Annotated in this window: 25 protein-coding genes; 17 read left to right on the top strand and 8 right to left on the bottom strand. The window is 45.2% G+C overall.

All coding sequences use genetic code 11. The annotated features are described in order from the left end of the window. Nucleotides 1–945 (bottom strand): DMT family transporter, encoded by a 945-nt coding sequence (locus BLQ13_RS00930; protein ID WP_090915032.1) that lies wholly within the window; start codon nucleotides 943–945, stop codon nucleotides 1–3. 380 nt (nucleotides 946–1,325) lie between these two features. On the opposite strand from BLQ13_RS00930, the gene BLQ13_RS00925 reads away from it, so the two are divergent. From BLQ13_RS00925 to BLQ13_RS00915, 3 genes are all read left to right on the top strand, one after another. Beyond that, nucleotides 1,326–2,228: a polysaccharide deacetylase family protein gene (locus tag BLQ13_RS00925; RefSeq protein ID WP_244159166.1), complete on the top strand. Its 903-nt coding sequence runs from the start codon at nucleotides 1,326–1,328 to the stop codon at nucleotides 2,226–2,228. 26 nt (nucleotides 2,229–2,254) lie between these two features. Further along, nucleotides 2,255–2,911 carry a YkyA family protein gene (locus BLQ13_RS00920; protein ID WP_167375606.1) on the top strand — a complete coding sequence of 219 codons (657 nt, stop codon included), beginning with the start codon at nucleotides 2,255–2,257 and terminating at the stop codon, nucleotides 2,909–2,911. 225 nt (nucleotides 2,912–3,136) lie between these two features. Next, nucleotides 3,137–4,030 (top strand): bromodomain-containing protein, encoded by an 894-nt coding sequence (locus BLQ13_RS00915; protein WP_139168829.1) that lies wholly within the window; start codon nucleotides 3,137–3,139, stop codon nucleotides 4,028–4,030. 161 nt (nucleotides 4,031–4,191) lie between these two features. Here the strand turns inward: BLQ13_RS00915 and BLQ13_RS00910 are convergent, their stop codons facing one another. Both BLQ13_RS00910 and BLQ13_RS00905 read right to left on the bottom strand, forming a co-directional pair. Continuing rightward, nucleotides 4,192–5,364: a mannitol-1-phosphate 5-dehydrogenase gene (locus tag BLQ13_RS00910; protein ID WP_090915027.1), complete on the bottom strand. Its 1,173-nt coding sequence runs from the start codon at nucleotides 5,362–5,364 to the stop codon at nucleotides 4,192–4,194. A 46-nt stretch (nucleotides 5,365–5,410) separates the two neighbouring features. Continuing rightward, the gene (locus tag BLQ13_RS00905) at nucleotides 5,411–6,079 is read right to left on the bottom strand and encodes an HAD family hydrolase (RefSeq protein WP_090915025.1); all 669 of its coding nucleotides are present in this window, start codon (nucleotides 6,077–6,079) and stop codon (nucleotides 5,411–5,413) included. 518 nt (nucleotides 6,080–6,597) lie between these two features. Here BLQ13_RS00905 and BLQ13_RS00900 point away from each other — a divergent pair. Further along, the gene (locus tag BLQ13_RS00900; RefSeq protein WP_090915023.1) at nucleotides 6,598–7,542 is read left to right on the top strand and encodes an ADP-ribosylglycohydrolase family protein; all 945 of its coding nucleotides are present in this window, start codon (nucleotides 6,598–6,600) and stop codon (nucleotides 7,540–7,542) included. Nucleotides 7,543–7,677: 135 nt separating this feature from the next. Beyond that, nucleotides 7,678–8,970, top strand: coding sequence for an MFS transporter (locus tag BLQ13_RS00895; protein ID WP_244159165.1), 1,293 nt, complete (start codon nucleotides 7,678–7,680; stop codon nucleotides 8,968–8,970). Nucleotides 8,971–9,054: 84 nt separating this feature from the next. Here BLQ13_RS00895 and BLQ13_RS00890 read toward each other — a convergent pair whose 3' ends face one another. Continuing rightward, nucleotides 9,055–11,466: a galactose-binding domain-containing protein gene (locus BLQ13_RS00890; protein ID WP_139168828.1), complete on the bottom strand. Its 2,412-nt coding sequence runs from the start codon at nucleotides 11,464–11,466 to the stop codon at nucleotides 9,055–9,057. A gap of 465 nt (nucleotides 11,467–11,931) precedes the next feature. On the opposite strand from BLQ13_RS00890, the gene BLQ13_RS00885 reads away from it, so the two are divergent. The 4 genes from BLQ13_RS00885 (at nucleotide 11,932) to BLQ13_RS00870 (ending at nucleotide 15,822) form a co-directional block, all read left to right on the top strand. Beyond that, the gene (locus BLQ13_RS00885; protein WP_090915019.1) at nucleotides 11,932–12,864 is read left to right on the top strand and encodes an alpha/beta hydrolase; all 933 of its coding nucleotides are present in this window, start codon (nucleotides 11,932–11,934) and stop codon (nucleotides 12,862–12,864) included. Between the two features lie 231 nt (nucleotides 12,865–13,095). Further along, the gene (locus BLQ13_RS00880) at nucleotides 13,096–13,281 is read left to right on the top strand and encodes a hypothetical protein (RefSeq protein ID WP_244159164.1); all 186 of its coding nucleotides are present in this window, start codon (nucleotides 13,096–13,098) and stop codon (nucleotides 13,279–13,281) included. Between the two features lie 126 nt (nucleotides 13,282–13,407). Continuing rightward, complete coding sequence (sigK, locus tag BLQ13_RS00875; RefSeq protein WP_090915017.1) at nucleotides 13,408–14,106, top strand: RNA polymerase sporulation sigma factor SigK; 699 nt, start codon at nucleotides 13,408–13,410, stop codon at nucleotides 14,104–14,106. Between the two features lie 366 nt (nucleotides 14,107–14,472). Further along, a complete protein-coding gene (locus BLQ13_RS00870) occupies nucleotides 14,473–15,822 on the top strand; it encodes an amino acid permease (RefSeq protein ID WP_090915014.1) in 1,350 nt (449 codons plus the stop codon). Nucleotides 15,823–15,993: 171 nt separating this feature from the next. Here the strand turns inward: BLQ13_RS00870 and BLQ13_RS00865 are convergent, their stop codons facing one another. The 3 genes from BLQ13_RS00865 to BLQ13_RS00855 all read right to left on the bottom strand — a co-directional run bounded on the left by BLQ13_RS00865 (nucleotide 15,994) and on the right by BLQ13_RS00855 (nucleotide 18,086). Next, nucleotides 15,994–16,848, bottom strand: a complete 855-nt coding sequence (locus tag BLQ13_RS00865; RefSeq protein ID WP_090915012.1) for an alpha/beta hydrolase family protein — start codon at nucleotides 16,846–16,848, stop codon at nucleotides 15,994–15,996. 53 nt (nucleotides 16,849–16,901) lie between these two features. After that, nucleotides 16,902–17,348: a MarR family winged helix-turn-helix transcriptional regulator gene (locus BLQ13_RS00860; RefSeq protein ID WP_244159163.1), complete on the bottom strand. Its 447-nt coding sequence runs from the start codon at nucleotides 17,346–17,348 to the stop codon at nucleotides 16,902–16,904. Nucleotides 17,349–17,459: 111 nt separating this feature from the next. Next, complete coding sequence (locus BLQ13_RS00855; protein WP_244159162.1) at nucleotides 17,460–18,086, bottom strand: DUF421 domain-containing protein; 627 nt, start codon at nucleotides 18,084–18,086, stop codon at nucleotides 17,460–17,462. A gap of 192 nt (nucleotides 18,087–18,278) precedes the next feature. Between BLQ13_RS00855 and rnhA the strand changes: the two genes are divergently transcribed. The 7 genes from rnhA to BLQ13_RS00820 all read left to right on the top strand — a co-directional run bounded on the left by rnhA (nucleotide 18,279) and on the right by BLQ13_RS00820 (nucleotide 24,030). After that, nucleotides 18,279–18,932: a ribonuclease H gene (gene rnhA, locus BLQ13_RS00850; RefSeq protein WP_090915011.1), complete on the top strand. Its 654-nt coding sequence runs from the start codon at nucleotides 18,279–18,281 to the stop codon at nucleotides 18,930–18,932. A 210-nt stretch (nucleotides 18,933–19,142) separates the two neighbouring features. Continuing rightward, nucleotides 19,143–20,012, top strand: coding sequence for an alpha/beta fold hydrolase (locus BLQ13_RS00845; RefSeq protein WP_090915009.1), 870 nt, complete (start codon nucleotides 19,143–19,145; stop codon nucleotides 20,010–20,012). A 296-nt stretch (nucleotides 20,013–20,308) separates the two neighbouring features. Then, complete coding sequence (locus tag BLQ13_RS00840; protein ID WP_090915007.1) at nucleotides 20,309–21,298, top strand: serine/threonine protein kinase; 990 nt, start codon at nucleotides 20,309–20,311, stop codon at nucleotides 21,296–21,298. 184 nt (nucleotides 21,299–21,482) lie between these two features. Further along, entirely contained in the window at nucleotides 21,483–22,064 is a 582-nt protein-coding gene (locus BLQ13_RS00835) for a hypothetical protein (protein ID WP_090915005.1), read from the top strand. A gap of 44 nt (nucleotides 22,065–22,108) precedes the next feature. Beyond that, nucleotides 22,109–23,014 (top strand): nucleotidyl transferase AbiEii/AbiGii toxin family protein, encoded by a 906-nt coding sequence (locus BLQ13_RS00830; RefSeq protein WP_244159161.1) that lies wholly within the window; start codon nucleotides 22,109–22,111, stop codon nucleotides 23,012–23,014. Nucleotides 23,015–23,030: 16 nt separating this feature from the next. After that, on the top strand, nucleotides 23,031–23,471 hold the full coding sequence (imm48, locus tag BLQ13_RS00825; protein ID WP_090915003.1) for an Imm48 family immunity protein: 441 nt from the start codon (nucleotides 23,031–23,033) through the stop codon (nucleotides 23,469–23,471). A gap of 19 nt (nucleotides 23,472–23,490) precedes the next feature. Beyond that, the gene (locus BLQ13_RS00820; protein ID WP_090915001.1) at nucleotides 23,491–24,030 is read left to right on the top strand and encodes an RNA 2'-phosphotransferase; all 540 of its coding nucleotides are present in this window, start codon (nucleotides 23,491–23,493) and stop codon (nucleotides 24,028–24,030) included. A 149-nt stretch (nucleotides 24,031–24,179) separates the two neighbouring features. Here the strand turns inward: BLQ13_RS00820 and BLQ13_RS00815 are convergent, their stop codons facing one another. Further along, entirely contained in the window at nucleotides 24,180–25,037 is an 858-nt protein-coding gene (locus BLQ13_RS00815; RefSeq protein WP_090914999.1) for an SDR family oxidoreductase, read from the bottom strand. 565 nt (nucleotides 25,038–25,602) lie between these two features. Here BLQ13_RS00815 and BLQ13_RS00810 point away from each other — a divergent pair. Then, nucleotides 25,603–26,079: a DUF6790 family protein gene (locus BLQ13_RS00810; protein WP_167375605.1), complete on the top strand. Its 477-nt coding sequence runs from the start codon at nucleotides 25,603–25,605 to the stop codon at nucleotides 26,077–26,079. The last annotated feature ends 2 nt before the right edge of the window (nucleotides 26,080–26,081 follow it).

Here is a 26,081-nt window from a genome sequence, read left to right as displayed (position 1 = left end):
TTACACCGTCTTCGGTTCAACAGGAACTGGAGCGGCGATGGGCGCATCAGCTGGAATGGGCTGGGGTTTGGTTTTGCCATACCGAATGAAGATCCACACCCCGAACAGGATCACGACACCTGCCGACATTTGAAGTGTACTTAGTGCTTCACCCAGCAGTACCCAGGCCAGCAAGGATGAGAACACAGGCTCTCCGAGAACGCCCATAGATACCGTGGTCGCGTTCATATATTGCAACAACCAGTTGAAGAGGTAATGTCCAAAGATAGTAGGCACGATGGCAAGCAGCAGGAAGATTCCCCACTCCGAAGCCGCGTAACCGCCGAACGGATGCCCCATGAACAGATTGTACACCGCGAACGTACAGGCAGCGACAAGAAACACCCAGAAATTATACGAGAATGCACTGAGACCTGTTCGCAAAAACTGACCCAGCAACATATGCACAGCTACTGCCATCGTGCCAAGTAATGATAAAATATCTCCCTGTAGCGCGGTGCCTGCCACCTGAAAATCTCCTGCACCGATAATGATCGACCCGAACAGCGCGATACCCATGCCAATGAGCATCATACGGTTGATTTTGGCTTTGAACAGCCACACCGATCCGGCCAGAATCAGAATCGGCTCGAGAGCAAGGATGACGGTGGAACTGGCGACACTGGTTAATCTCAGTGATCCCATCCAGAGCAGGAAGTGTAGCGCAAGCATCACACCGGAAGCAAGTAACAAAACCCACTGACGAACATTCAGACGAAGCATCTCATGCCTGTGTGGCCAAACGAAAGGCAGCATGAGCACATTAGTTAAAAACAGGCGATACATGGCAATGACCGCAACATCTGCGTCAGACCAGCGTACAAAAATAGAAGAGAAAGAAATGGCAATAATACCGACAAAAAATAACAAATAGATGGATCTGCCGGCACGGTTCATGCTTGTCATAGGTGTAGCTCCTTCTTGTAAATAGATAACCTAAATCACCTCATTATACAGGAGAAGGTCAGTGCAGGGAAGACATCAGCAGGTAAAGATACTTCACCACGCAGCAGATGTCTTGATATATATATATGTTGTATGGACGCTGAAAAAATTGGAAGCAGCATCTCGGCCATGATACACGTTTTACTTTTAACAACGAATAAATTCAGTTGCACATCTGTGGATAGAGAAACATGGAAAAGAGATAAGTAGATTGTAACCGAGCTTGTAACTATTCTGTCATTCACAGGGACGGTTTTTCTATTAATCTTCTATATAGAGACGTGAATCGATATAATATTCCATTCATCGGGAAAAAAAGACAGTTGGGAAGTGGCTAGGTCGTGAGAGTACAACAAGAAACAACGCGAGACTATGGAAATGCGATTCGCAGTGTCAGTCGAAAACAAACTCATAAAAAAAGGAAAATCCGCTACGGCAGATTGAGCGTGGCGATCATGCTCTTGCTTGTGTTTGTTGCGGGCTTGACATATGTGTTTATCGGTATGACCCATTGGATGAAAACGGTAATGGCACCACCGCCAATTGCTGTTATTGAGCAACCCGCCAAGCTGGGGATGATTCAGGTTACACCGGAGTCGAAAGAGGAGCCGGCACGATTTATGGGTCAGGTTCGAAAAGTGGTGTACATAACATTTGACGATGGACCAAGTCAATATACAGATCAATTGCTGGATATTTTAAAGCAACATGAAGCGAAAGCGACGTTTTTCATGATTGGACGGCAGTTGAATGAGCATCCGGATGCGGTGAAACGTTTGCTGAAGGAAGGTAGTTATCCTGGGTTACACAGCATGACACATAACTATAAGAAACTCTATAAGAGCGGAAGTTCGGCGAACTTTGTGAATGAGTTCAAAAAGGAACAGAAAATGGTCGAGAAACTGATTGGATACACACCACATCTCATCCGTGCTCCTTACGGTAGCAGTCCGCAGATTGGTGAAGCATTCAGGGGAGACATTGCAGCGGCAGGTTTCAAAATGTGGGACTGGACGACAGATTCCTTGGATTGGAATCTTCCCGGTCAGCCGGATAAAATCGTAGCCCGAGTGAGCAATAGTGTGCACAGGGATAAGGAAGTTATTTTGATGCATGAACGGGAACAGACTGTGCAGGCTTTGCCGCGCATTATGAAACTGCTGGAAGATCGGGGCTACGAATTCGAAGTGTATGATCCGAGCGCGCACTGGGTTGCCAATTTTAGCGGGGATACTCGTCTGTAGACGTTATGGCAAGAGAGGGAGAACACATGTTATTTACGAGCAAAAAAATTACGCTAGCAGCATGCAGTTTATTGCTGATGCTTTTACTTAGCGGGTGTGGAGAGCCGCAGGAGCCTGCGGCCAATCAGGTGAATCGTTTGGTGCAGAGCGGTCAGGAGATCGACAAAAGTCTGAAGGATCTGACACGGTATGAAGCAGAGGATATGGAACTATACAAGAGTATTTTGAGCAATGGAAAGAAAAAGAACAGCAATATCGAAGCGCTGCTGGATCAAGCAGAGGCTGATATTCAGCAACGTCGAGCGTTGCTTGAACAGACGGGGAAGGTTATGCAGGAGACAGGAGAGAAGATTGAAGCACTACGCGGTTCTCTCAAGGAGCTTACCATTGAGAAGGAAGAGACGCTTGCTCACGCAGGTAAAGTGCTGGATCAATATGAGGCAAGAGCCAAAACCTATGAGCTATTTGTAGTTTCATATGAACATAGCCTGAATGCTGAAGAACAACTGTACGGGCTTATGCGAGCAAGTGCTAAGCCGAATCTTGTTAAAATTAAACGTGCCATCCGCACACGTAATGAAGAATACGCCAAGCTTGCGGAAGTACGTAAACAATTCAACTTGCAGACGCAAGCTTTCAACGCGGCGCATGCGCAATTGGTCAAGCTTGATCAGGCGGGCTAGGCTGGAGAGTTGGCCTTTGAATACCGTTTATGCGTGATTGAGCTGTCTGATTCCCGTGTAAGTAAATATTATACGAAGCTATATAAATAGAACAAACAGTCTTTGCACAAAAAGCGATTGCAAGGTTCCGCCGCTACCCGGAGTGATCGTGTGAAGCATCGTTGGTTCAATGGATGTAGCAACATGGACAAGCAGCATTGCGTTTAAGCTAACGGAGGTGTTCATATGCGAAAAAGGAATAGGGCAAAGGTCAGCACTACATTAGTGGTTCTACTTATGGGATTCTCACTCGTGGCTTGTGGGAGCAGTGCACCTGCACTTCAACCATCTGTGAACAATACAAAGGAAACGTCACCAGCGCCGGAACAGAAGCCGGAGGAAAGAGATGTCATTGAAGCAGAGGGCATTCTGACGGGTTGGGCTGACCCACATACGGTTGAGATTCGTGTAAAGGATAAAGCGATGTCTTTCCAGGTGGGGGAGGATATGCAGAAATTACTGGACGATATCGATGATGAGGATTCGGTTCGTTTCAAATATGTAGAAAAAGCAGTGGATGCATCAACCAAACAACTGGTACTCACCGGGATTACCAAAATTGCATCTGAGGATGGCGATAAAACGGGTACTGGGGCAGGAAATATCGTTACATCTGATCGCGCCAAAACGTCAGAACTGGAAGTGACAGTGGAAGGGATCACGGAGAAGCGGCCAGTAACTCTGGCGCAGGCCAAAGGGTATTCGCTATATATCTTTGAGCCGATGGCTTTTGATGCAAAAGACCATGAGTTAACGATGAAGATTGATCCTAGGTACAAGGTAGAGATCGAAAAGTTGCCTTCGGACTTTAATCTGGATTATTTGAAGATGGACGCGAAGGAAGAGTTGTCCGAGGTGGGGGAAGTCAAAGAATTAACTCCTGAACAGCTTAGTAATGGGCCGATGAAAGATGCAAGACTGTTTATGATGTCTCAGAATGGGAAGAAAACGCAATATTTCATCGTCAAGGAACTGGACGGGAATGGATTCATTTTCCACATTGATGCGCCGGTTGGTGAACCTTCCGAAGGTTTCCTTCCTATGGTGTATGCATCAGTGAACTCGATTATGAATGAATAAAGCGATAACCGTGGGCAGCGTGTCTCCTGAAAAGAGGGGATACGCTGTTTTGTTGAGCCGGAAGGAACAAGAGCAAGCACACGTTCCTCCCGGCTGTTTGCCTTGTTCATGATGTTGCTGTTGGTCAACGGACATGGTTGATCTACAGGCTGAACTCAAGTTCAGGTAAGTACCTTCGGTACCTTATGCTCTTGAAGCTCTTCATAACAGGTGATAATGTGCTGGTGAAGGACATGTTCTTCGGGAATGCCCATGCGTTCGCGGATAAAAGGAGAGAGTCCATCTTCATGAATAAAATGTTGCAGCTTCATGGCTTCCTCATCGCGTTTGTCATCAAACAGCATTGCGGCCGCCATCGCAGAGGTTAAGTGAGGAATCTCGATTCCGAATTCACTGGCCTGCATCGCTGGGCGAACAAGCCGATCATGAGGTGAAAGCTTGCGAAGTGGAGAACGTGCAACCCGAGTCACTTGGTCGGTGAGATTGGGATTAGCGAATCGTCCCAATATAGTATCGATATATTTTTGGTGTGTTTCCGCGTTGAAACCGTGTTTACGGATCAGCATGGCTCCCGTCTCTTCCATGACATGACGCACCTTGGCGCGAAGAGCCGTATTGCTCATGACCTGCCGGATGGTCTTCAAGCCTGCGAGATAACCGAAGTATGCGGCGACACAATGACCCGTGTTGACCGTAAACATTTTGCGCTCAATATAAGGTTCCAGTGAATCAACATAGTGAACGCCTTCGATTTCTTTAAACCCATCCAGCAGTGCCGGGCGGTGAACAACCCATTCATAAAATGGTTCAACCGTGACCTGCAGCGGGTCTTCGTGGTTCTGAGCCGGAACAATCCGGTCCACAGCTGCATTGGGGAATGAAATATAACGTTCGGCTTTGGCCCGGGTGGGCTCATCCAGAAAAGGATAGATACGCTTTTTCAGCCGGGTGCTACCGCCGATCGCATTTTCACAAGCGATAATGTGCAGAGGATTGTAATTATTAGCTTTCATGCGCAGATAGATGCCTTTTGCAATCGGTTCGGCGATATCCCCGAGGGCAGATACACCTACCGCTGTCGTAATGAGATCAGCGGATGCAATCTCTTCCGCGACACGATGTTGCTCGTTTACGTTAATCGCGGTTACGTTATTCACAATGGTTGTGTCCTGTTCGTTATTGGCAAGGGTGATCGGATACTCTTGCCTCTTCTGAAGCAATGATATTTTCTTTGGGTTACGTGCGACAAAGCAGACGTCATAGTCGGAAGCGGACAACATATGACCAATAAACCCACGGCCTATATTGCCCGCACCAAAATGTACAGCTTTCATGTGTGAACTCCCCCTTTAAGATTGGATGACGAAATTCGTGCAGACCTTAGGCGGTGGTGACGAGTGGCTTCGAGATCAAATCGTTAAATGGCAGCTCGGTCAGGCAGGATAGTCGCTGGTGAGGCATATCGAATGCCAACGTTCCGGTGATGGTATTTGAGATGACAACGCAATGCATACCAGCAGCGGCTGCTGCACGCGCGCCGTTAGGTGAATCCTCAATGGCTACGGCCTCGTCTGCAGTTACTCCAAGGGCTTCGAGTGCTTGATTGTACAGTTCCGGATCAGGCTTTACATTGGCAACATCATCTGCCGTGCGGATCACTTCGAAATAGTCTTTTAATTTCAGTTGCTCCAGGTGCTGCTCTACCCATTCACGTTTGGAACTGGAAGCTACAGCGAGCTTTATGCCGGATTTGCTTGCTTGTTCCAAATATTCCTGTATACCTGGGCGAACCTTTTCTTTGTTCATCAATGCAGCATGCTGCAATTGGACCGATTCCCTGAACGCATCCCGATCAATCGGAAGGTTCAAATCTGTGATGAGGTACTCATACGGATTGAAGGTTTTGAGACTGGTACCAATGCACTTGGAATACATCTCCAGTGTTAGATCAACACCATGTTCTTTGTACGCATCCCGAAATGCGATATACCACGCTGTCTCTGTGTCAATAATCGTTCCGTCGAAGTCAAAAATCAGTGCCTTAATCATCAATTTGTTCCTCCTGTTTTCAGAATTTGTTTTTGGGTTGGAGAATAAAACATTAACTTTCGTAAATTTTCTGCAAATTAATTCCCGTACATTCATTAACCGGCGGAATGTTAGTTGACGCGAAAAGCGGGATATGGATATTAATTTGGGAAAAAATATGCGTTGAATCTAATAAAACCGTACCACAGGACAAAGAATAGGGTCAAGTATGTCATGAATGTTTACATTGAAAATTTTCACATGCGTGACTTATTTTCAGAAAATGAGAAACCTTGCAAACCGTTAAGCCCTTTGCATGTAAGCGGTGTAATGGATGAACGGTTTTTTCAACACGAAAAAAATAAAAAAAATTGTTGAAAATGAATCGTATTGGACCATTCAACAGCTTTCGACACGTTTATAATAGAAGAAATGAATTGGCAACTTTAGTTTAATTTGCTTTACGTCAGATCAGCGCATGTGGGACAATAAGGCCACGAGTTGCCTGTTGGATAAGTGATGTGAAGGAGGAAGAGAACATGCTGCAAAGAGATCGTTTTGAGGGCAGTTTGATTGGGCTCGCAGTAGGAGATGCGCTAGGAACAACTGTTGAATTCAGTAGTCCAGGTACTTTCGAACCTGTCACAGATATGATAGGCGGCGGAGTGTTTGGATTAAAAGCCGGAGAATGGACTGACGATACCTCTATGGCTCTGTGTCTGGCGGAAAGTCTGGTGCGTCAGGGAAATTTTGATCCCGCTGATCAGATGCGCCGCTATACAAATTGGTATAAGATCGGTTATATGAGCAGTACCGGAGATTGTTTTGATATTGGTGGAGCTACGCGAAGCGCGCTGGAACGATTTGCTCGAACCGGTGAAGCCTACAGTGGATCAACTGACCCCATGACTGCCGGGAATGGCTCCATCATGAGGCTTGCTCCAGTTGCCATGGCTTATGCGCTTCAACCGTCGGAGGCGGTTCGTTACGCAGTGCTGAGTTCGCGGACAACACATGCAGCGACGGAAAGTGTAGAGGCCTGCGAAGTGCTGGCAGCCATTCTTGTGGCGGGATTCCATGGAGCAGACAAGGCCGCAATGTTATCTCCAGAGACGATGAAGCGCTGGCGGACGGAGAAAGGGAGTTCTTTTTCACCTGCCATCGAAGAAGTGGTTATGGGGTCATACGAGCGTAAAGAACCGCCCGAAATCCAAGGCAGTGGGTATGTGGTTCGTTCTCTGGAAGCAGCGCTTTGGGCGTTCAACAAGTCATCCAGTTTTTCGGATGGGGTGTTGCTTGCCGTTAATCTGGGAGATGATGCAGATACAACCGGCGCTGTCTATGGACAGATTGCGGGTGCGTATTACGGGCGAAGCGGGATTCCATCCCATTGGCAGGACAAGCTGGCAATGAGAGATACGTTTGCTCAATTAAATGAGGCATTATGGTTAAAAGCATCGGGCAATGCCGCGCAGGATAAGTAAGAAGTTCAGACTTACGGATCGTATGTTAGGGATAACAAGAGATGAGATGAAATGAAGAGAAGCTCATAGAACATGGGGAGAAAGAGTTTAGCGTAAAACGATAGATATATGAAGGACAGGAGAAGAGAAAACATCATGAGTAATACAGAACATTCATTAGACGATTCCACAGGTGAACGGGGTGAATCGGCAGCATCCACGAGTACGTCGCAGACTTCAAAGTCCGGCAAACGAAAACCGTTTCCCTTGTCGCTGTTATGCTTGACGATTGGGGCATTCGCCATTGGCATGACTGAATTTATCATTATGGGTTTGCTACCTAATGTGGCAACGGATCTGAACGTTAGCATTCCACAGGCGGGACAACTAATTACGGGATATGCACTCGGCGTAGCCGTAGGCGCTCCCATTCTAACCGTTTTCACGCACAAGATTCCGCAGAAAAAACTATTGGTGCTGCTGATGTGCATTTTCATAATAGGTAACGCCTTGTCTGTCATTGCGCCTACGTATGGGCTGCTCATCTCGGCACGTATCCTGACGGCATTTGCTCACGGCACGTTCCTTGGTGTAGGTTCAATCATGGCTACCAAGCTTGTAACGCCAGATCGGAGAGCTGGTGCGGTGTCGGTAGTGCTTGCGGGACTGACCATTGCTAATATTATCGGTGTTCCGTTTGGTACATTTATCGGTCAACAGCTTGGCTGGCGTTCCTCTTTTGGGGCGATTACCATTCTTGGCATTGTTTCACTGCTTGGTATTATTCGTTTTATCCCGGTTATTCCGCAAGGTGCACCAGCTAACCTGGGACAGCAGTTCCGTAACCTGATCCGCCCACAGGTATTGCTTGTGTTGCTTATCGGAGCAATGGGTTGCGGAAGTTTGTTTGCAGTTTTCACCTACATTACGCCGATGCTGGTTGATATTAGCGGCTTTGCAGAGAAGAGTGTAACCTGGATTCTGGTGCTCTTTGGCTTCGGTGTCACACTGGGGAATATGGTTGGTGGTCGTCTGGCGGACTGGAAGCTTATGCCTTCACTGATTGTGAACTTCGGTATTCTTGCTGTACTACTCGCTGCATTAACGCTGACACTACACAATCCGGTGTTGGCGGTAATCACGATCTTCTTCTGGGGTGTCGCAGCTTTTGGCATTATGCCGGGGCTTCAGCTTCGCATTATGAATATGACGCGTGAAGCTCCGCTGTTGGCGACGACATCCAGCCACTCTGCATTTAATCTGGGGAATGCGGCGGGGGCTTATCTCGGCGGATTTGCCATTACACACACAGGACTGATATCAGTGCCAATCTACGCCGCAGTCATTGCAGCACTTGGCTTGCTTGGATTGTTACTCAGTTTGTTTAAGCAGGATAAGGAATCTTCGCCTGAAGGTGCAGATGGTATTCATCCCGTATCGGTGCATTAAATTACAAATTATAGACTAATGATAATGAAGAAAACCTCAGCCTCTTGTTATAAACAAGAAAACTGAGGTTTTTTCTGCTGTATTTTAATAGATTTCAAGCTCGTTAATTCGAACATAGGTTGGCTGATGTGAAGGCCCTCTGCTAGCAACGACACGTACCTTGGAGGTGTTTACTGCTGCAAAAGTATGTGATCGTGTCGTCTCCTGGTTGCCTGTGACTTGAACCAGGTTTATCCAGCTTGAACCATTCCAGTATTGCAGGTCGTAGTTGGCAAGGACATAACCCTTGGTTGTATATAGATCGATCCGCTGAATGGAACTGGATGCAGGCAGATCAAGAGTGACATATTGCGGTAATGAGGAATTACGATTATTTGCCCAGCTATAACTTTCCCCAAGTGCCGTGTTACGGTCGCCGTCATTGATTCGGACTGTTGAGTACCCCGGATAGGTGGAGGATGCGGTTATGGTGGCATTTCTCGCCAGGTTCTGCCCAGTTCCCGGATTGGTAGGATTTTTCACCAATCTTACGAGATTCCAGCGTAGCTCAAAGAGTTTGAAGGATTTATTAAATACAGCACCTTCCCCCTTCACGAGCGCATCAATGGTAAGGGACATGGTGCTTGGCACACTGTTGCTACTTGTCCACTTCCCTGTGGCCTCAATGCCTGCGAACACACTGACCTCTAATATTTTCTTGCCTGCAATTTTCAAACTCACTTCAGCTTTGGCTCCTGCCCAAGCCGTAACTTGTCCTTCAATTTTATGTGTGACGGTAAGATAACGGCTCACATTGCTGTAAGGCTTGATTTGTACAGGAATATAGGCCCGTGTTTTACCTTTTACACCTAGAGTGACGGTATACCCCTGATCCACTTGGAATTCAAATGTGACATTGCCATCAATACCGATGACAAGGAATACCCCAACGGATACGGAGCCCAGGCTACCTGCACCAATATTGAAGCCCATAATCGGCACTTTAACTTCTTTTTTGAATTTGGCGTCGCCTTTAATGTAGACGTTCGCTTTCTCACCTGCTGTGAATTTAAGATCGTATTTTCCCCAGAAACCGTATTTTCCCGTTACCTTGGGTGCGATCAATGTAAGTTTGCCGCCCGCTTCAACGTAAACTTTGTTGCCGTTTGCATTTTGTTGATTCACAAGCACTTTTTTGAAGTCACAGACAAACTCGTTGCCCGATTTTTTACAAGTAGCAAAATCCCCTGCCCCGGCAGTGCGAATTAGCTCATTCATATCTATGGCGTTTGCCTCAGTGATGTCTGCGGAGTTTGCCTGATTCAAATCAACGGAAGCATCTTCACTCTGATGGATCGTAGTTTCGTCACCCTGTTGAATCAAGGTTTCGTTACTGAGACCCATAGGATCGATAGATGTGAAGGCTTGCTCGTCAGGATGATCTGGATTTGAGATATTAGCGTCTTGCTGGAGCGTGTTGTCGATGTTGAAATGTTTTATTTCTTGATCCGCATTGATCTGCTCATCGGATACAGACAAAGCGCCAAGCCGTTCATTGCTTTCCAGCACCATGTCCAGATCAGGCATGACGATATTTCGCTCTTCCAAAGAAACTTCCTGCTCAGGAATATCATAGTAATCAAACAGTTCATCTACACCAGGTGTGGTGTAATCCACCAGTAATCCATCTTTACTTTTGCTGGTGCTAGCAACTTTTATTGCCCTGGCGGAAGACTCATCCAGAAAAATCTGACCAGGGGAAAGCAGGTTTCCAATCTGAGCAGCTTCTCGGGAATTCAGTTCGATTGAACCTTTATCTTCCACCGTTTCGAAGACGGAATTAACGACGGGTAGTTTTTGCACGATGGAAGATGGCATAGGTTGTGTCGGTTTTAATTGATAATCCACCTGCTCAAACTGGCCGGAGGATGTAATCGGATTACTGACCCCCAGGCCGTCTTCCGAAATGGTAAACGTAATGCGGAAATAAGCTTCCGCAATTGGGGCATCCACATTTGTTTTCCCTGCCCAGATCCAACGTGCACTCGTCTCTTCCGGCATGCCTTGGATTTGTTTCCATGGATCACTGCCGTAACGTCCAAAATCTGAAGCGCGCGCCCAGGATGTATCATCGAATCTTGGTTGTTCCCAACCCTCAACGTATCGTTCAGATACTTTCCAGTTGAAGTCAGTAACCAGATTTTCATCTTCATAACTGAGATCTGCCAGCAGTCCGGCATACGAACCCCAGTCCTTGGCTTGAACCGCAATAACATTGGTGCCAGGTTGAATGGGGACAGGGAACGTATAGGCTTTGGTCCAGTCATCCCCTTTACCTGCTTGTTTACCGTTAACAAAAAGCGAGAATTCATTGTCGGCTGTTATGTATAGTTTTCCCTCGTTGTTAGAAGCAGAGTAGGCATTGGTAGGCCAAAGACCGACAAGTAAAGGCAGCAATAACGTGAAAACCAAAAATGAGGCCCATGTCTTTTGAATAGATGAGCGAAGTTTGTTCACAATCATTTCCCTCCCAAGAAATAGTTGATTTGCAGAACAATCAATCATGCCGCCTGACTTGGTGAATTAAATGCCTGTAGACAAGAAAAAACGAGAAAATATTGTAATTTGGTATAGACACCTCCTTGTTTGAGATTATAATAAGGTAAAATATTCAATTTAACAACAGTATTTTACATTTTTTATAGTGGGATTTCATAGTAAAGTGAAATGTGAATTCTTTGTTTTTATATAAAAGTAGAATGATTGTAGATAAGAAGTGTCGAATATAGTTGCAAAAAATGGATAAATAAGTTTAAATATACTATATAAGTAATTTAGAGAGAGGATTCAAGTCAAATCTACAAATTTCAACGTATTCTATCCTCAGTGCGTGTGACGGAAGGGAGGTGGTGGATTTATTTGTAAGGGCTTTCATGACAGAAGTGTTGCTTGTGATTAACCCAATTGAGAGGAGAAAAGTGAATGAAGAAACGTGTTTCTATCCTTTTAAGTCTTTCTATGGTTGTTGCTATGCTTGCTCCAACGATGGCGTCTGCCACGGAATCTAGCGAAATTTCTGCTCAGAACACTGCATATGAATCCACCAATGCTTCCACCAATGAGATTAACAATACTCTAAATTCTACGCCGGTTGTACCGGCACCAGCAGGGTATGATGGCTATCGCAATAACATTCCACATGGGAATATGAACCTCATTACCTATAATTCTACGACAGTTGGCAATGCACGGAAAGCGATGGTGTACACGCCGCCTGGATATTCACCTAATAAAAAGTATAGCGTGCTGTACCTGCTGCATGGGATTGGCGGGGATGAGCACGAGTGGGCTAACGCGATGAAACCGAAGAACATTCTGGACAACCTGTATTCGGAAGGAAAACTGTCCCAGATGATCGTGGTTATGCCGAATGGTCGTGCGATGAAGGATGACCGCCCGGTAGGTGATATTTACGCACCGGATAAGGTTGCCGCCTTTGAACGGTTCGAGCAAGATCTGCTCAAGGATCTCATTCCGCATATTGAGAGAACTTATCCCGTGTATAAGGATAAAAACAATCGTGCACTTGCTGGCCTGTCCATGGGTGGCGGACAATCTCTCAACTTTGGATTGAAGAATCTGGATACGTTCGCTTATGTAGGTGCCTTCTCGGCAGCTCCGAATACGAAGCCTGTGAACCAGTTGATCACGAATCCTGGACAGGCGGCCAGCAAACTGAAATTGCTCTGGATTTCCTGTGGAGGAAGTGATGGCCTGTTGTGGGTGAGCCAGAACTTTAAAAATGGTCTCAGCAGTATGAACGTTCCACACATTTGGTATCAGGATGTAGGTGGCCATGAACCAAAAGTTTGGAATAGTGGCCTGTATCAGTTCTCGCAACGCATTTTTAAATAGTACACCAGCTTCCATCCAAAAGTAATCATCTGAACGTTCCATCCACACTATTCTCTAAGAAGAGGGTAGCGTTAAGAGGGAGTATTGGGATGAGCATCAGCCTCAGGCTTGTATTATACAGCGCCTGAGGCTTTATGTATTTTCTCGGTGAAGCAGATTCAAATCAGAAGGGTAAATAGTATAGTATAAGATGAGGCGTACATAGGTATTTTCGTGAAAGTGAGGGACTGGATGACGATGTTTTATTATAAAGGGGCATTTCGGGAAACGGATAACGTTATCTATTTTAAAAGCGAAGTTCCGCTGGTACAGCATGATGTGATTTTGTTTGGGGAGAGAACATACTTTATTGAAAGTGTGGAGAAAGAGTTTTTGTTGCTGGAGAGAGTGGGTTCCATTGTTACGGTGAGTGTGTAACGTGTTTATTTTGATGCGGATTTATTGGTACGTGCACTTCTAGGCCTCTGCCCACATACAATAGATCGACCCTGTTCCCTTATGTGCTCAGGCCAGATCGTTGTAAAACTGCAGGAGGTGTCATCTGTGCCCGGATTGTTTACCGCAATAGCTCTGTTCATCAAAGAATTAACGTTACTCGTTTCATATGTCAAAAACAATGCGTTTCCTCAGCCGCTTGCTGAGGATGACGAAGCCAAACACCTGCGCCTCATGGCTGAAGGCAATGCCCACTCGCGCAATCTGCTCATTGAACACAATCTGCGTCTTGTGGCGCATATCGTCAAGAAGTTTGACAATACCGGCGAAGATCAGGAAGACCTGATTTCCATTGGAACGATTGGATTGATCAAAGCGATCGAAAGCTTCCAGCAAGGCAAAGGCACAAAGCTGGCGACATTTGCAGCGAGATGTATTGAAAACGAAATCTTAATGCATCTCAGATCCCTGAAAAAAACACGTAAAGACGTATCCCTGCATGACCCCATTGGTACGGATAAAGAAGGAAATGAAATTACACTTATTGATATCCTCGGCACCGAAGCCGATGATGTGGTAGATCGTGTGCAGCTTAAAATTGAAAAAAGCAAAATTTATCGCAATCTCGACATTTTGGATGATCGGGAGAAAGAAGTGGTCATTGGCCGCTTTGGCCTGGAAGCCGGGGGAGAAGAGCGCACGCAGCGCGAGATTGCCAAGGAGCTTGGCATTTCACGCAGTTATGTTTCGCGAATTGAGAAGCGGGCGTTGATGAAGCTTTACCATGAGTTCTATAAGCAAAAATAGATGTGAACTAAACATGTATGTGTTTATGTTTCAGGAGGGCTGCCTTTCGTTGTGAGGGGCGGCCCTTTTATGGTGGATGTACAATTCTTCTGAGCACGAGATGTATTGAAAATGAAATTTTGATGCATCTACGTGCTCTAACGTATTTCTACATAGTGAACTATATACGGATAAAGAAGGAAATGAGATTACATGAATTGATATTTCATATTCAATTACAATGAAACCCCGTGGAGGGAGGATCTATTTCCCATATCCAATAATGAAAAGTAATGATAGGTATTCAGCGAAGATTATTATATATTAGATGGTATATTATTTTTTGCATCACAGAGAGCATGAGCAGAAAGAGAGTGGTGGTGTACCATGCAGGAAGAAACGTTGACAAGAGGACTCAAGAACAGGCATGTGCAGTTGATGGCGATTGGAGGGGCGATCGGAACAGGATTGTTTCTCGGAGCGGGCAAAACGATTCAACTCACCGGCCCATCGATCCTATTCGCATATATCATTACAGGTATCGTATTATTCCTCATTATGAGAGCACTTGGAGAGTTGTTACTGAGCAATCTACAGTATCACTCCTTTGTGGATTTCGTGCGTGATTACCTGGGAAATATGGCGGCGTTTATTACGGGCTGGACCTATTGGTTCTGCTGGATATCTATCGCGATGGCGGATATTACCGCTGTTGGTTTATACACGCAGTTTTGGTTTCCGAACGTACCTCAATGGATGCCGGGACTGATTGCCTTGGTCATTTTGCTGGGCATGAATCTGGCTACGGTCAAGCTATTTGGAGAGATGGAGTTTTGGTTTGCCTTGATTAAAGTTATCGCTATTTTGGCACTTATCGTGGTCGGTTTGTATATGATCTTTACAGGTTTTACAACAGATCAGGGTGCTGCAAGCTTCACGAACCTCTGGAGCCATGGGGGCTGGTTTCCGAATGGGATGCATGGTTTCATCATATCATTTCAGATGGTCGTGTTTGCGTTTGTAGGCATGGAACTGGTGGGGCTGACCGCAGGAGAAACGGAAAATCCGGAGAAAGTCATTCCGAGAGCTATTAACCAGATTCCCATTCGAGTGTTGCTTTTCTACGTGGGAGCCTTGCTGATTATTATGAGTATCTATCCGTGGAGTGCGATTGTGCCAACCGAAAGTCCGTTTGTACAGGTATTTGCGGCGGTAGGGATTGCGGCGGCAGCCGGAGTGGTTAATTTTGTCGTGCTGACGTCTGCCGCATCGGCATGTAATAGCGCTATTTTCAGTACAAGCCGTATGGTATATTCTATGGCCAAAGACCAAAATGCCCCTGATTCATTTGCACGTGTAAACAAAAGAAAGGTTCCAGCCAATGCGCTTTTTTTCTCCACCATTGTGATCTTTATTGCGATTGTGCTGAACTACATCATGCCCGAAGGAGTTTTCACACTGATTACCAGTGTGTCAACGGTGTGTTTTATATTTGTCTGGGGAATCATGGTGATTTGCCATCTGCGATATAAGCGTACTCAACCCGAACTGGCACGTCAAAGTCGGTTCAGACTGCCGCTATATCCATTTTCCAATGTGTTAATTCTGGCGTTCTTGGCTTTTGTGATCGTTGTGTTGGCGCTCGCAGAGGATACAAGGGTGGCGTTGTTTGTAACACCCGTATGGTTCCTGATCGTTTCAGTTATTTATATGATCAAGAAAAGAGCGAAGCAGTAAGGGGAAATGTTCATTCTAATTGAAGCAGAACACCCGTTGGGGAGTAAGGAACTAAGGAACTAAGGAACTAAGGAACTAAGTAAATAAGTATTAAGAAGTAAGGGAATAAGGAAAGAGAATAGAGAATAGAGAATAGAGAAGAGCAATCTCCAAGGAGGTTGCTCTTCTCTTTCAGCCCGTTTTTTTACCCGAATAATTGGAATCAAGCCACTCCAGAATCACATCTACAGCTTCCTTATATCGCTGACCCACAAGTAGACCTGTATGTGTTGTACCCCAAAGCCCAACATAACTGGCTCCTAGTTGCTTCGCGGTTAATCGGCCTCTTTGTTCCTCGTCCTCAGACAACACAGCTTTGATCACCAGACCGGGACAAGTAATCAGGCTTCCATCAATGGATATCCCTTTTGCCCCGCAGAGTGCGGAGAAGGTTCGAAATGCTTTTGCCGATTCCATTTGCAGATAGTGTCGTTGAAAAGCGATATCCTCTGCGGTTTCATCGATCGTTTCGTTCTCCTCGCGCAGAGGTGCTGGCATAATTATTCCTGGTTCTATTCGATCCGCCAGGGGGTAAGGGAGAGCATCATGGACTTCTCTGCTGATACTGGTGTCAATGATTATTAAACCTGCCAAGTCAGCGGTTTCCGCAACCTTTTGGCTAAGTATGCCGCCCATGCTGAAGCCCACCAATATAGGTGGTTCATTAAACAGAGATAGTACCTCACGAATGTCCTCCAAATAATCCTCCACCGTAATTCGAGTCATGTCCATCACCCGGCTTCTATAATGGCTTCTGAGATTCATTGCATAACAAGTCCATCCATGCTCTACAAAGTGGGGGATATACTTACTCCACATCCAGCTACCTGTGTATGCCCCGTGAACCAATAACAGCGGAGGAGGCGTGCTTATCGATGTTGTGCCTGATCCTTGATTTCGATTTCCCCTGTAAACTTCAACGTGAAGTTCATGTTTACCCATTCGCTCTACCTCATGTACAGGTAAAAATTGTGTGTAATCAATCATAATAAATCCTCCCTGATAATTAGTTTTATATCAAACTATTAATTCAAAAAAAATTAAAAGTTATCGTGTATTTTGATCAAAATGCGAAGCAGTTCATTTTTCTCAACGTCTGTAACGTCCGTATAGAAGGTATCCAGCAATCGCTGTGAAATATCCTCAAAGATCGGTTGTAATGCTTCGCCCTTGGCAGTTAACGCCACATGAACAATACGGGAATCGCCTGTATCTCGTTCTTTGGCAACGTATCCGGTTCTCACCAATTTGTCCACAAGTGCGGTTACTGTCGATTTATCTTTGCGAATTTTCTTGGCAATCTCCGCCATGGTCATGCGCCGATGGTTGTAAAGTGCGTAGATGATATCTCCATGAGAGGTAGCCAGATCGTGAATACCCTGTGCTGTCATTTCGGTCAAAATAAAACGACTTGTTTTCTCTTTAATTTTGGATATAAGTGAAACAGCATCTCTTGTTTTCATACTTGTAATATAATTTGATATCAAACTAATGTCAAGTGACTCATATAAGTGGAAAAAACTCTTGTTTGAGTAATAGAAAAACGGGTTACCAAGGTGGACGATGAAAAGCGCTAATGTTTATAGTAAAAAGTGTATCTATTGAAGTTTGGGACTAACAGGGTGAGTGTGATCTCCTTTGATGACCTCTTCGAAAATGTCCGTTGAACTCGTAATCGTCTCTGTGGGCCTTTGTTTACTGAAATTGTGTTGTAGATCCGTATCAGGTTTAGTTGTAATGGTGTAATTACGCAAAATATCTTCCAGATCGCCAACGGTCACTGGGCGAGCGTGTCGTTTCAGGACATACCCGAGTTGCCCGTTGGGTTCGACCGTCGCAGTCTGCAAATCCTCTACACTTTTAATTCCTGCCTGTCTTAAATGCATCTCTAGCTGATCCATCGTATAACGCATTCGTTTCAGATTCGGAATGATGACTTTACCATCTTCCACAACAACCTTGGAGCGTCCGCTCATGATACGTTCAAAAAAATTATATTTCATCTGTAGCTGCTCTACGATGAGCAAGGTTGCAATAAACACGGCTGCTGAGCCAATGGCTTTCCCTAATTCGTGGTTGGCAATCGGCTGCACAATCGTGGTTCCAATGGAGATCATAATAACGGTTGTTGCAACACTCATCTGTGAGATCGATTTGCGACCTGCGATTCGCAGCAGGATCATGCCAATGAGAACAAGTAAGACGGATTTCCAGATCCAATCCATGCACAGCATCCTTTCTCTTCCGGTGTGTGTACTCTGTTTATTAGAATGTTCTGGAATGAGAGGGAGTATACTTAATTCATCCGTTCTGGTTATACCTCTGTTCTGGCGCTGAGGCGAATAACGAACTTTCATTTCAACCACCTCTTCGTTTACAATAGGGTATTGATGCAGTAAACAAAGGAGCGGTTACGCATGGCAAAACAGAAATATTACGTGGTATGGGAAGGGAAGCAACCCGGCGTATATGATACTTGGGCGGCGTGCAAAGCACAGACAGATCAATATGCCGGAGCCAAATATAAATCATATGAATCCAAGGCAGCTGCCGAAGCAGCATATCGTGCTGGCTGGAAAGGGAACTGGGGTTCAAGTGCAGGTGGCGCTTCCAAGTCCAAGTCAGGCAGCAGCGGCAGAAGTGCCGGGATGGAGACGTCCGAGGAAGTGGACTATGATAGCATCTCTGTTGACGTAGGCACACGAGGCAACCCAGGACCAGTAGAATATAAAGGTGTGGATACCCGCACAGGTGAGGTGCTTTTTTCCGTCGGCCCGATCTCGAAAGGCACCAACAATTTGGGAGAGTTTCTGGCGATTGTGCATGCGCTGGCTTATCTCAAAAAAGAAGGTAGTAATAAAACGGTCTACACCGATTCGGTGAATGCGATGAAATGGCTGAAACAAAAAAAAGTTGCGACAACACTGCCACGTGACAACTCAACGGAAGAAATCTGGTTGATGATTGACCGGGCAGAGCAGTGGCTTCGCACGAATACGTACACGAATAAAGTGCTCAAATGGCAGACGAAACAGTGGGGCGAGATCAAGGCGGATTATGGCCGAAAGTGACACTTCTGCTCGAGTTAAAAAAAGATAAGCATGTCTATTAGAAACGATATTTACAATTTCCAATTTCCATTCTATAATCATCAGCATATGATAAGTCGCACATATGGAGGAGCCTGTCATTTTAACAGGCCCTCTTTATCTTTTTGGGCCGGGATTCCGGCTATTGATCACTGGAACAGGTGAGATGAGTACACATTGCAGGAGGCAGACATGAGTTCCATTTATAGAAGTGAAGAAGGCAAGAGCAGTATTCTGGAAGAATACGAAATTTATTTGAGTGAGCTGGGTGAAGGATTTACAAGAGAGTATGTGGAGACGCGTTTTGGGAAAACACATGTGTTGCTGACTGGGCCGGAAGATGGCAAGCCGTTATTTATTCTTCAGGGTGGCAATTGTGTGAATCCAATGACTCTGTCCTGGTTCTCTTCATTATTTCAATCCTATCGGATTATTGCGCCGGATACGATCGGCCATCCCGGGTACAGCGAGGAAACGAGTATTTCGGCTCGTTTTGACAGCTTGGCGATGTGGGTATCCGATCTGCTGGATCATTACAATATTGAACAAAGTGCGTTCATTGGTCCTTCATTTGGCGGCGGCATCATTCTGAGATTGGCTACTTATATTCCGGAGCGTATTGCATGCTCGGTGCTGGTAGCTCCCGCGGGTCTTGCGGTCAACTCCAGAATGAAAACTGCCCATGATATTACACTTCCACTCGTTAAGTATCGTATGACTTCTTCGCCAGCTTCTTTGCAAAAGATTACGGATAACCTGTCATGTCATTGTATGAAGGAAGCAGATAAAAACTTGATCGGCAAAATATTCAAATATGTCAGTCTGGAGCAGGATTTACCCAAACTCGCAGAGAGAGAAGAACTTGAAAATTATACCTCGCCTACACTACTTCTGGTCGGTGAGAAGGATGTCTTTTTCCCAGGAGATAAGTGCATTGACCGTGCTCAGAAAATTATTCCGAATGTACAGGCGATTAAATATGATACAGGCCACTTCCCTTCTCAGGATGTACTAAGAGAGATGAATGAGGAGATTCAGCAATTTTTAAATAAGCATTATTAAAGGCGATTAACATAGGAACATGGGGCAGTTCGCATTTTTACGAACAGATTAACGAAACTGCCCCTTTTGTCGATACTATGTATAGAAGAGTGCTTGCATCTTCGATATAGAAAACGGAAGCTTGAACGAAAATGCACTTTCCGCGAGAAAAATGTTTCAAACGGTGGTGTATGGTTTATAAAGATGGTTAGCGATGATTTGACTGTCTGGTTGGAGTTATTTCCGATGAGTTCAAGGATCAAATTCGTCGTTATGCGGCAAGTCTTCCGATCGACAAGCTTGAAAAGAGGTTTGGGATGAGAAAAAATAACTGGAATATGGCTTTGCAACGCAATGTCATTTTGAATGATACATATCAGGTAAGACAGGTATTGACTAGTAGTGAATTAGCGATTGTGTATGTTGGGCGGAATCGGCATACAGGTGCCAAAGTCGCTATAAAGGAATTTTTCCCCCATCGGATTGCTGCGCGTCAGACAGACAAGCGCAATGTATTTTGTGCATCCCGAGGATACGGCGGACAATTCCATGAACTGTTATCTGTATTTCTTCAGGAGGGTGAGTTGTTGTCATCTCTTAATCATCCTCACATCATTACATATGTGGATCATTTTGAGGCCAATGATACGGGATATCTGGTCACAGAATATTGCGCCGGCATGATCTTGACCGATTATTTACAGGAGCGTAACCATGCGCTGCAACCCGAGTTTATTACAGATACGCTACTGCCGCTCGTGGATACGCTGGATTACATTCATAAACAAGGCATTCTCCACCGGGATGTCAAACCTTCCAATGTCATGGTGATGGAGGATGGCACGCCCAAATTGCTGGACTTTGGTGCGGCTGTGCGCTGGCCGATGCAGACCGGAGCAAAACAGGCGATTTTTACCTCTAAAGGGTATTCGCCGCTTGAATTTTATTCCGAGAAAGCAGTTCAGGGACCCATGTCAGATATCTATAGTTTGTCTGCCTTGCTTCATTACTGGACTTGTGGTCAGCCGCCTATGGATGTGAAGCAACGTTTGTTCCAAGATGAATTGCCTTCCGTCCGCAAGCACAATGAATATGTCAATCCGTGGCTTGCCCGGGTCATTCATTGGGGACTTATGGTGCGTTCGGAGAAGCGTTGTACCTCTCTGTTTTGGGTGAGAAGATCACTTCGCATTCAGGCCTTGGTGTGGAAGGTTCGCAAACCAGGTATGGTGGAGTGGATGCATGAGGAAAATGAGCATACTCAAGTCTATGAGCCGGAGCCGAAGAACCAACATGAGACGGCCTGACCGTGGTGAGTTTCAATGAAAGTAGAGTATGACTTTGTTGCGTATGTAGCTGTGGTGTTTAAAGTAGACCAAATCGACTCTATCTGCAGAGAAGATTTGGTTTTTTTACTATTTTGGGTTTTACTATAATAAAGGTAGAGTTAATCTAGTATAAGCACGTTGGAGGAAAGAAGGTTGTGAACGAATGGAGTTTGAATTTCATGTTACCCTAAGTGACCTGAGCCAGCAAGAAAAGCAAACTTTTATCCGTATCTGTGAAGAAGAGAACGTAAAACCGGTCCTGATCGAACTCGATCAGGGAGAGCACATCCATCAACCCATGATTACGGGCATTGTCCATAGCGAGGATTTTCAGGATGTACAGCGTATCATTGAAGAGATTTCAATAACATTTAGGAATAACGGGTTCACTGTGGTACGTACAAAAGTAGAGATACCGGCTAAGGAGGAACGGTTTTTCAAGCAACCGATAGTGCCTCATTCCAGACCTTATTTTGAGTGGCATGGTAAGGTTCAAGTCGAAGATGTGAATAGGCTGAAGCATATATGTGCGGGGACAGAGGGGCATATCTCCCGTAATTCGCTCCATAAGAATGGCAGTATAAGGTTTGTAACTGTGCGTGAGTATGAGCATGCAGATCATTTTTATCGTAGCGTCGAGGAAATTCATAACATTTTGCAAAGCAATCAAATTGAACTAATTAAGCAACAATATGAGCTGTGTATATATGATACTCGGGAAGAGTTGGATCGGGGCTGGATCTGATTGAACCAGCTTGATGTGTTTAAGATAAGATTGGAGGAACAGTTGTGACGAGAAACGGGAATGAAATACCCATACATCGCTTCAATGAAGACGAGAGATTAATTATTGTTTTGGAAGCGTTATTGAAACGGGCTACGCTAGTCCATTCATCCTTTATTTTGAAAGGTAGCCTGTTAACGAGACAGTACTTGGAGAATCCGAGTCTGCGCTATGCTGAGGATATCGACTTTTTGTATAAAGGTACGATTGAACATGCGGATCAGGCCAAGCAGATTTTTACGGATTGGATGATTCAGGTGACCGAACTTGATCTGAATGATGGAGTCCATTTTCGCAGCTTTCGGGAGAATGCATTCTGGCGTGAAATTGATTACGCAATGGATGATGACTTTCCAACGGTGAATACCGATATCGCCTATGCGATCCAGAGTGAGTCCAGTGAAGGGAATCGGTACGAAGATGAGCTTTTTCTTGATATTTCATTTAATCTGAAGCTGGATGCAGAGCCTGTGGAGTTAAACTACCAACCGTTAAGAGGTGAGCCTTTTGTAGTTCCCTACACGGTTCCGCTGTCCACTCAAGTCGCTTGGAAGTTGCATCAGACGATTGTGAGACCGAGGTTCAAGGATCTATATGATCTGCAGTATCTCGTATCTCACCCGTCCTATGACAAGCAGGCTGCAGAAGATACGCTGCAGACACTCGTCAATGAATGTAGCATGACGGCCAGGATTACGAATGAAGATATGAAGCAAATATTAGTCGAAGATTTGCATCCACTGTATCAAGGTCTGGAAAACGATTATCTATTGAAGCAGCTTGCAGGGGATCGGGTACCTGAAGTTTATTTCATGGAAGTTGCTACTCGCTTGCGAAAAGCGCTGAATCGTGCGGGTATCCATCAAGAGGCTTTCAAACATCTGCCGTCCCCGATATGGAATAAAGGATAGAACGGAGAATATGGATATGAATGATTTTATGAACAAGGATGATCAGAATGATGTTATTTTGGCAGCAGCAGCCCATGAACTGGAGCAGATGGTGGATCAGGTCTGTGAGTTAATCGGCACACCACTCGCAGAAACGACAGAACTGCAACGTCAAGTGCTCGCCGCTTTTGGTTTTGGTGCGGTGTACAGCATTACTCATCGTGATCGGCTGGCCGAACCCCAGGCTCATGCGCTGAGCATTCGGATGTTGATCAAACCGTTTAATTACAGTGAACAACAGGCAGTTGATTTTGCAGACGATCTGATTCGTGTTGCATCCAATGATGAGGTTCATCCAGTGATGAATACGATTATTCATCGCGGTATTAACGGACATGTTCAATTTGCGCAGGAGGATCACGAGGCGCTGGCAAGTAATATTCAAGAGATTTTGGCGGCAGTACAGCAACAAGGATAGATGTGGGAAGGTGAGAGACATGGACTACATGAAACTGAGCAAAGAGCTTTCCTATGCATTGAGACATGCGCCATGGGAATACGAGCTTGAGCTGGATGAAGAGGGATGGGTCGAGATTTCACAATTGCTCGTCGCTTTGCACGAAAGCCCGGGGTGGCGTAATGTAACAGAAGATGATCTGCAACATATGATTGCGGTCTCCAATAAAAAGCGGCACGAGATCAATGCTGGACGAATTCGTGCACTTTATGGTCATTCTACTCCGCAAAAAATATCCAAAATAGCTACACAGCCTCCCGAATTGTTGTATCACGGTACACCCGTACGTGCTGTGTCCTCCATCATGGAGCACGGTTTGCAGCCACGGCAACGGCAGTATGTGCATCTATCGGCTGATATGGATACGGCACGTCAAGTTGGACAAAGGCGAGATGATCAGCCTGTTATTCTACGCGTTAAGGCAGGGCAGGCCGCACGTGAGGGTGTTCTTTTTTACCATGGCAACGAGAGTATTTGGCTGGCTGATGTGATTCCATCGCGTTATATTGAGCAAGGTTAATCGATTAGTTAGGTTAAAGAATGTGTAAGTTTTGTTCGAAGAGCTCCATAATAATGTATACGAAAAGGGTTGTCCCCCGTCATCATGTGACGTATGGAACAACCCTTTTTCTATATCCTGTATGTTACCGTGAGGGCAACATGACGAATTTAATTACCCAAAATAGCTTTAAAACCTTCGCTTAACGGTTGAGCTGGACGCCCAAGCAATGTCTCCAATGTATCGCTCTCTACAGCCAGTGCGCCTTGGCGAATAGCGCTTTGCATTTCAACCAGCATGGATACAACAAAATCAGGCAAACCTGCACCTTTCATGATGTCCGCATAAGCCGCATCGTCGACATTTTGCACGTTGATCTCCTGCCCCAACACTTCACCAGCAATGGCAGCAAGCTCAGCTTGTGTGCGCAGTTTACCAGACAATTCATAGACCTTGTTCTCATGTCCTTCGCCTGCAAGTACAGCAGCTGCTGCTTCAGCATAATCACGTCGAGTAGCCCAGCCAACCTGGCTGTCATTCGTGGCATGTACCCAAGGAGCACCATGTGTTACGGCTTGTACACTGCCAGCTTCATTTTCAAGGTACCAATTGTTACGCAGGAACGTATAAGGGATGTCAGACTCACGAATCGTTTGTTCTGTCTTGCGGTGTACCTCAGCAAGAGAGAGTGGGTTATGCTTGGCGTTGACCACACTTGTATAAGCGATATGACCGACACCTGCTTTTTTGGCAGCTTGAACAGCAGTCTGGTGCTGACGGATACGTGTCTCGTTATCACCGTCTGTGGAGATCAGTAGCAGGCGGTCTACACCGGCAAAAGCTTTCTCCAACGTTTCCGGTTGATCGAAATCCCCATGACGAACGTCTACACCCTGCGAGCGCAATGCTTCTGCTTTTTCTGGTGAACGAACACTAACAGCTAAGTCTGTTGCAGCGTTTGTCTTCAACAATGCGTCAACAACCAGTGAACCAAGTTTACCTGTAGCGCCTGTAACTAACAATTTCATTTTGTTTCCTCCTAAAATGTGGTTTGCAACATTTGCATCGTTAGCAGCTTCATTGTCATTGTTGAACAATCGTGTATGTACAGCGCACCTATGGAGTATTAAGGCAATACCACCTCCAAGGAATGGCTGTGGATGTGTGAAACGAAAGTGTTTATCTATGTAACTATAATAGTTACATAATAAAGTGTTGTCAAATTTTAATATCTATAAAGACGACTAAAGTAGTCTGAATATATGGGTAAAAGGAATCAACCAATGGTTATTAAATTTTTTCGACTATGGAATAAATGAGAGGTGGTTCTTTTGGAGTGTTAAAAAAGAAACATATATTGGTTGAATATATGTAAAAATGGTATATAAGACCCAAAAATTTCAAGTTATATAGAACTAAGTACGATAGATTCATTGCATATAAGAGAAGGGAAATGGTAAAACCTTCGACAAAATAGAAAATTATGTACGAATTGACAAATGTAAAAGCGATTATATAATGTGGGTATCTACAAATTAATCCATTTAGTTACAAATGATTCCAAAATAACAAATTGGCAGGAGTGAAACAGCGATGTGGTTTTTGGTTTTATGGTTATTTGGGCTTATTTCAGGAACGATCCATCTTTGGATGCTCGGTTTCCCTGGCGAAATGAGCGAGATTAGCAGAGTGTTATTGCTTCATCAGTTTGTGGTTACATTTGGACTTGTAGGTGTTATTGGTTACGTGGTTAACATTGCTAGAGCAGAACAGACAGCCAAAATGCTAGGTTGGCCAGGAGGACCGTTTCAGGTCAAATATGGATTCTCGCAAGTCGGACTTGGCGTTATGGGTATTATGGCGATCTGGTTTCAAGGGAACTTCTGGGTGGGTGTATTGGTTACGATGTACATATATGGTTTGAGTGGTCTGTGGTCACATACTTATGTCATGATCAAGAATCGCAAGGCAGATGGGGACAGTATCGGCAATTTGATAATGGATGTTGTCTATCAAACGTTTATCACCGTTCTTTCCATATGGGCTGGCGGCATCTGGGTAATGAGCTAGAC

This window comes from Paenibacillus polysaccharolyticus (genome assembly GCF_900102085.1).
GTDB lineage: Bacteria > Bacillota > Bacilli > Paenibacillales > Paenibacillaceae > Paenibacillus > Paenibacillus polysaccharolyticus.
The sequence above is the reverse complement of the archived record's forward strand: the minus strand, read 5'-3'. Positions and strand labels throughout refer to the sequence as shown.

Excerpts from the sequence above, each read along its gene's own strand:
- BLQ13_RS00865 (WP_090915012.1), bottom strand. The coding sequence starts at position 16,848 with ATGATTGATTACACACAATTTTTACCTGTACATGAGGTAGAGCGAATG.
- rnhA (WP_090915011.1), top strand. The coding sequence starts at position 18,279 with ATGGCAAAACAGAAATATTACGTGGTATGGGAAGGGAAGCAACCCGGC.
- BLQ13_RS00905 (WP_090915025.1), bottom strand. The coding sequence starts at position 6,079 with ATGATTAAGGCACTGATTTTTGACTTCGACGGAACGATTATTGACACA.
- BLQ13_RS00840 (WP_090915007.1), top strand. The coding sequence starts at position 20,309 with ATGAGAAAAAATAACTGGAATATGGCTTTGCAACGCAATGTCATTTTG.
- imm48 (WP_090915003.1), top strand. The coding sequence starts at position 23,031 with ATGAATGATTTTATGAACAAGGATGATCAGAATGATGTTATTTTGGCA.
- BLQ13_RS00885 (WP_090915019.1), top strand. The coding sequence starts at position 11,932 with ATGAAGAAACGTGTTTCTATCCTTTTAAGTCTTTCTATGGTTGTTGCT.
- BLQ13_RS00815 (WP_090914999.1), bottom strand. The coding sequence starts at position 25,037 with ATGAAATTGTTAGTTACAGGCGCTACAGGTAAACTTGGTTCACTGGTT.
- BLQ13_RS00910 (WP_090915027.1), bottom strand. The coding sequence starts at position 5,364 with ATGAAAGCTGTACATTTTGGTGCGGGCAATATAGGCCGTGGGTTTATT.
- BLQ13_RS00810 (WP_167375605.1), top strand. The coding sequence starts at position 25,603 with ATGTGGTTTTTGGTTTTATGGTTATTTGGGCTTATTTCAGGAACGATC.
- BLQ13_RS00880 (WP_244159164.1), top strand. The coding sequence starts at position 13,096 with ATGACGATGTTTTATTATAAAGGGGCATTTCGGGAAACGGATAACGTT.
- BLQ13_RS00920 (WP_167375606.1), top strand. The coding sequence starts at position 2,255 with ATGTTATTTACGAGCAAAAAAATTACGCTAGCAGCATGCAGTTTATTG.
- BLQ13_RS00835 (WP_090915005.1), top strand. The coding sequence starts at position 21,483 with ATGGAGTTTGAATTTCATGTTACCCTAAGTGACCTGAGCCAGCAAGAA.
- BLQ13_RS00895 (WP_244159165.1), top strand. The coding sequence starts at position 7,678 with ATGAGTAATACAGAACATTCATTAGACGATTCCACAGGTGAACGGGGT.
- BLQ13_RS00930 (WP_090915032.1), bottom strand. The coding sequence starts at position 945 with ATGACAAGCATGAACCGTGCCGGCAGATCCATCTATTTGTTATTTTTT.
- BLQ13_RS00915 (WP_139168829.1), top strand. The coding sequence starts at position 3,137 with ATGCGAAAAAGGAATAGGGCAAAGGTCAGCACTACATTAGTGGTTCTA.
- BLQ13_RS00900 (WP_090915023.1), top strand. The coding sequence starts at position 6,598 with ATGCTGCAAAGAGATCGTTTTGAGGGCAGTTTGATTGGGCTCGCAGTA.
- BLQ13_RS00820 (WP_090915001.1), top strand. The coding sequence starts at position 23,491 with ATGGACTACATGAAACTGAGCAAAGAGCTTTCCTATGCATTGAGACAT.
- BLQ13_RS00855 (WP_244159162.1), bottom strand. The coding sequence starts at position 18,086 with ATGGATTGGATCTGGAAATCCGTCTTACTTGTTCTCATTGGCATGATC.
- BLQ13_RS00870 (WP_090915014.1), top strand. The coding sequence starts at position 14,473 with ATGCAGGAAGAAACGTTGACAAGAGGACTCAAGAACAGGCATGTGCAG.
- BLQ13_RS00845 (WP_090915009.1), top strand. The coding sequence starts at position 19,143 with ATGAGTTCCATTTATAGAAGTGAAGAAGGCAAGAGCAGTATTCTGGAA.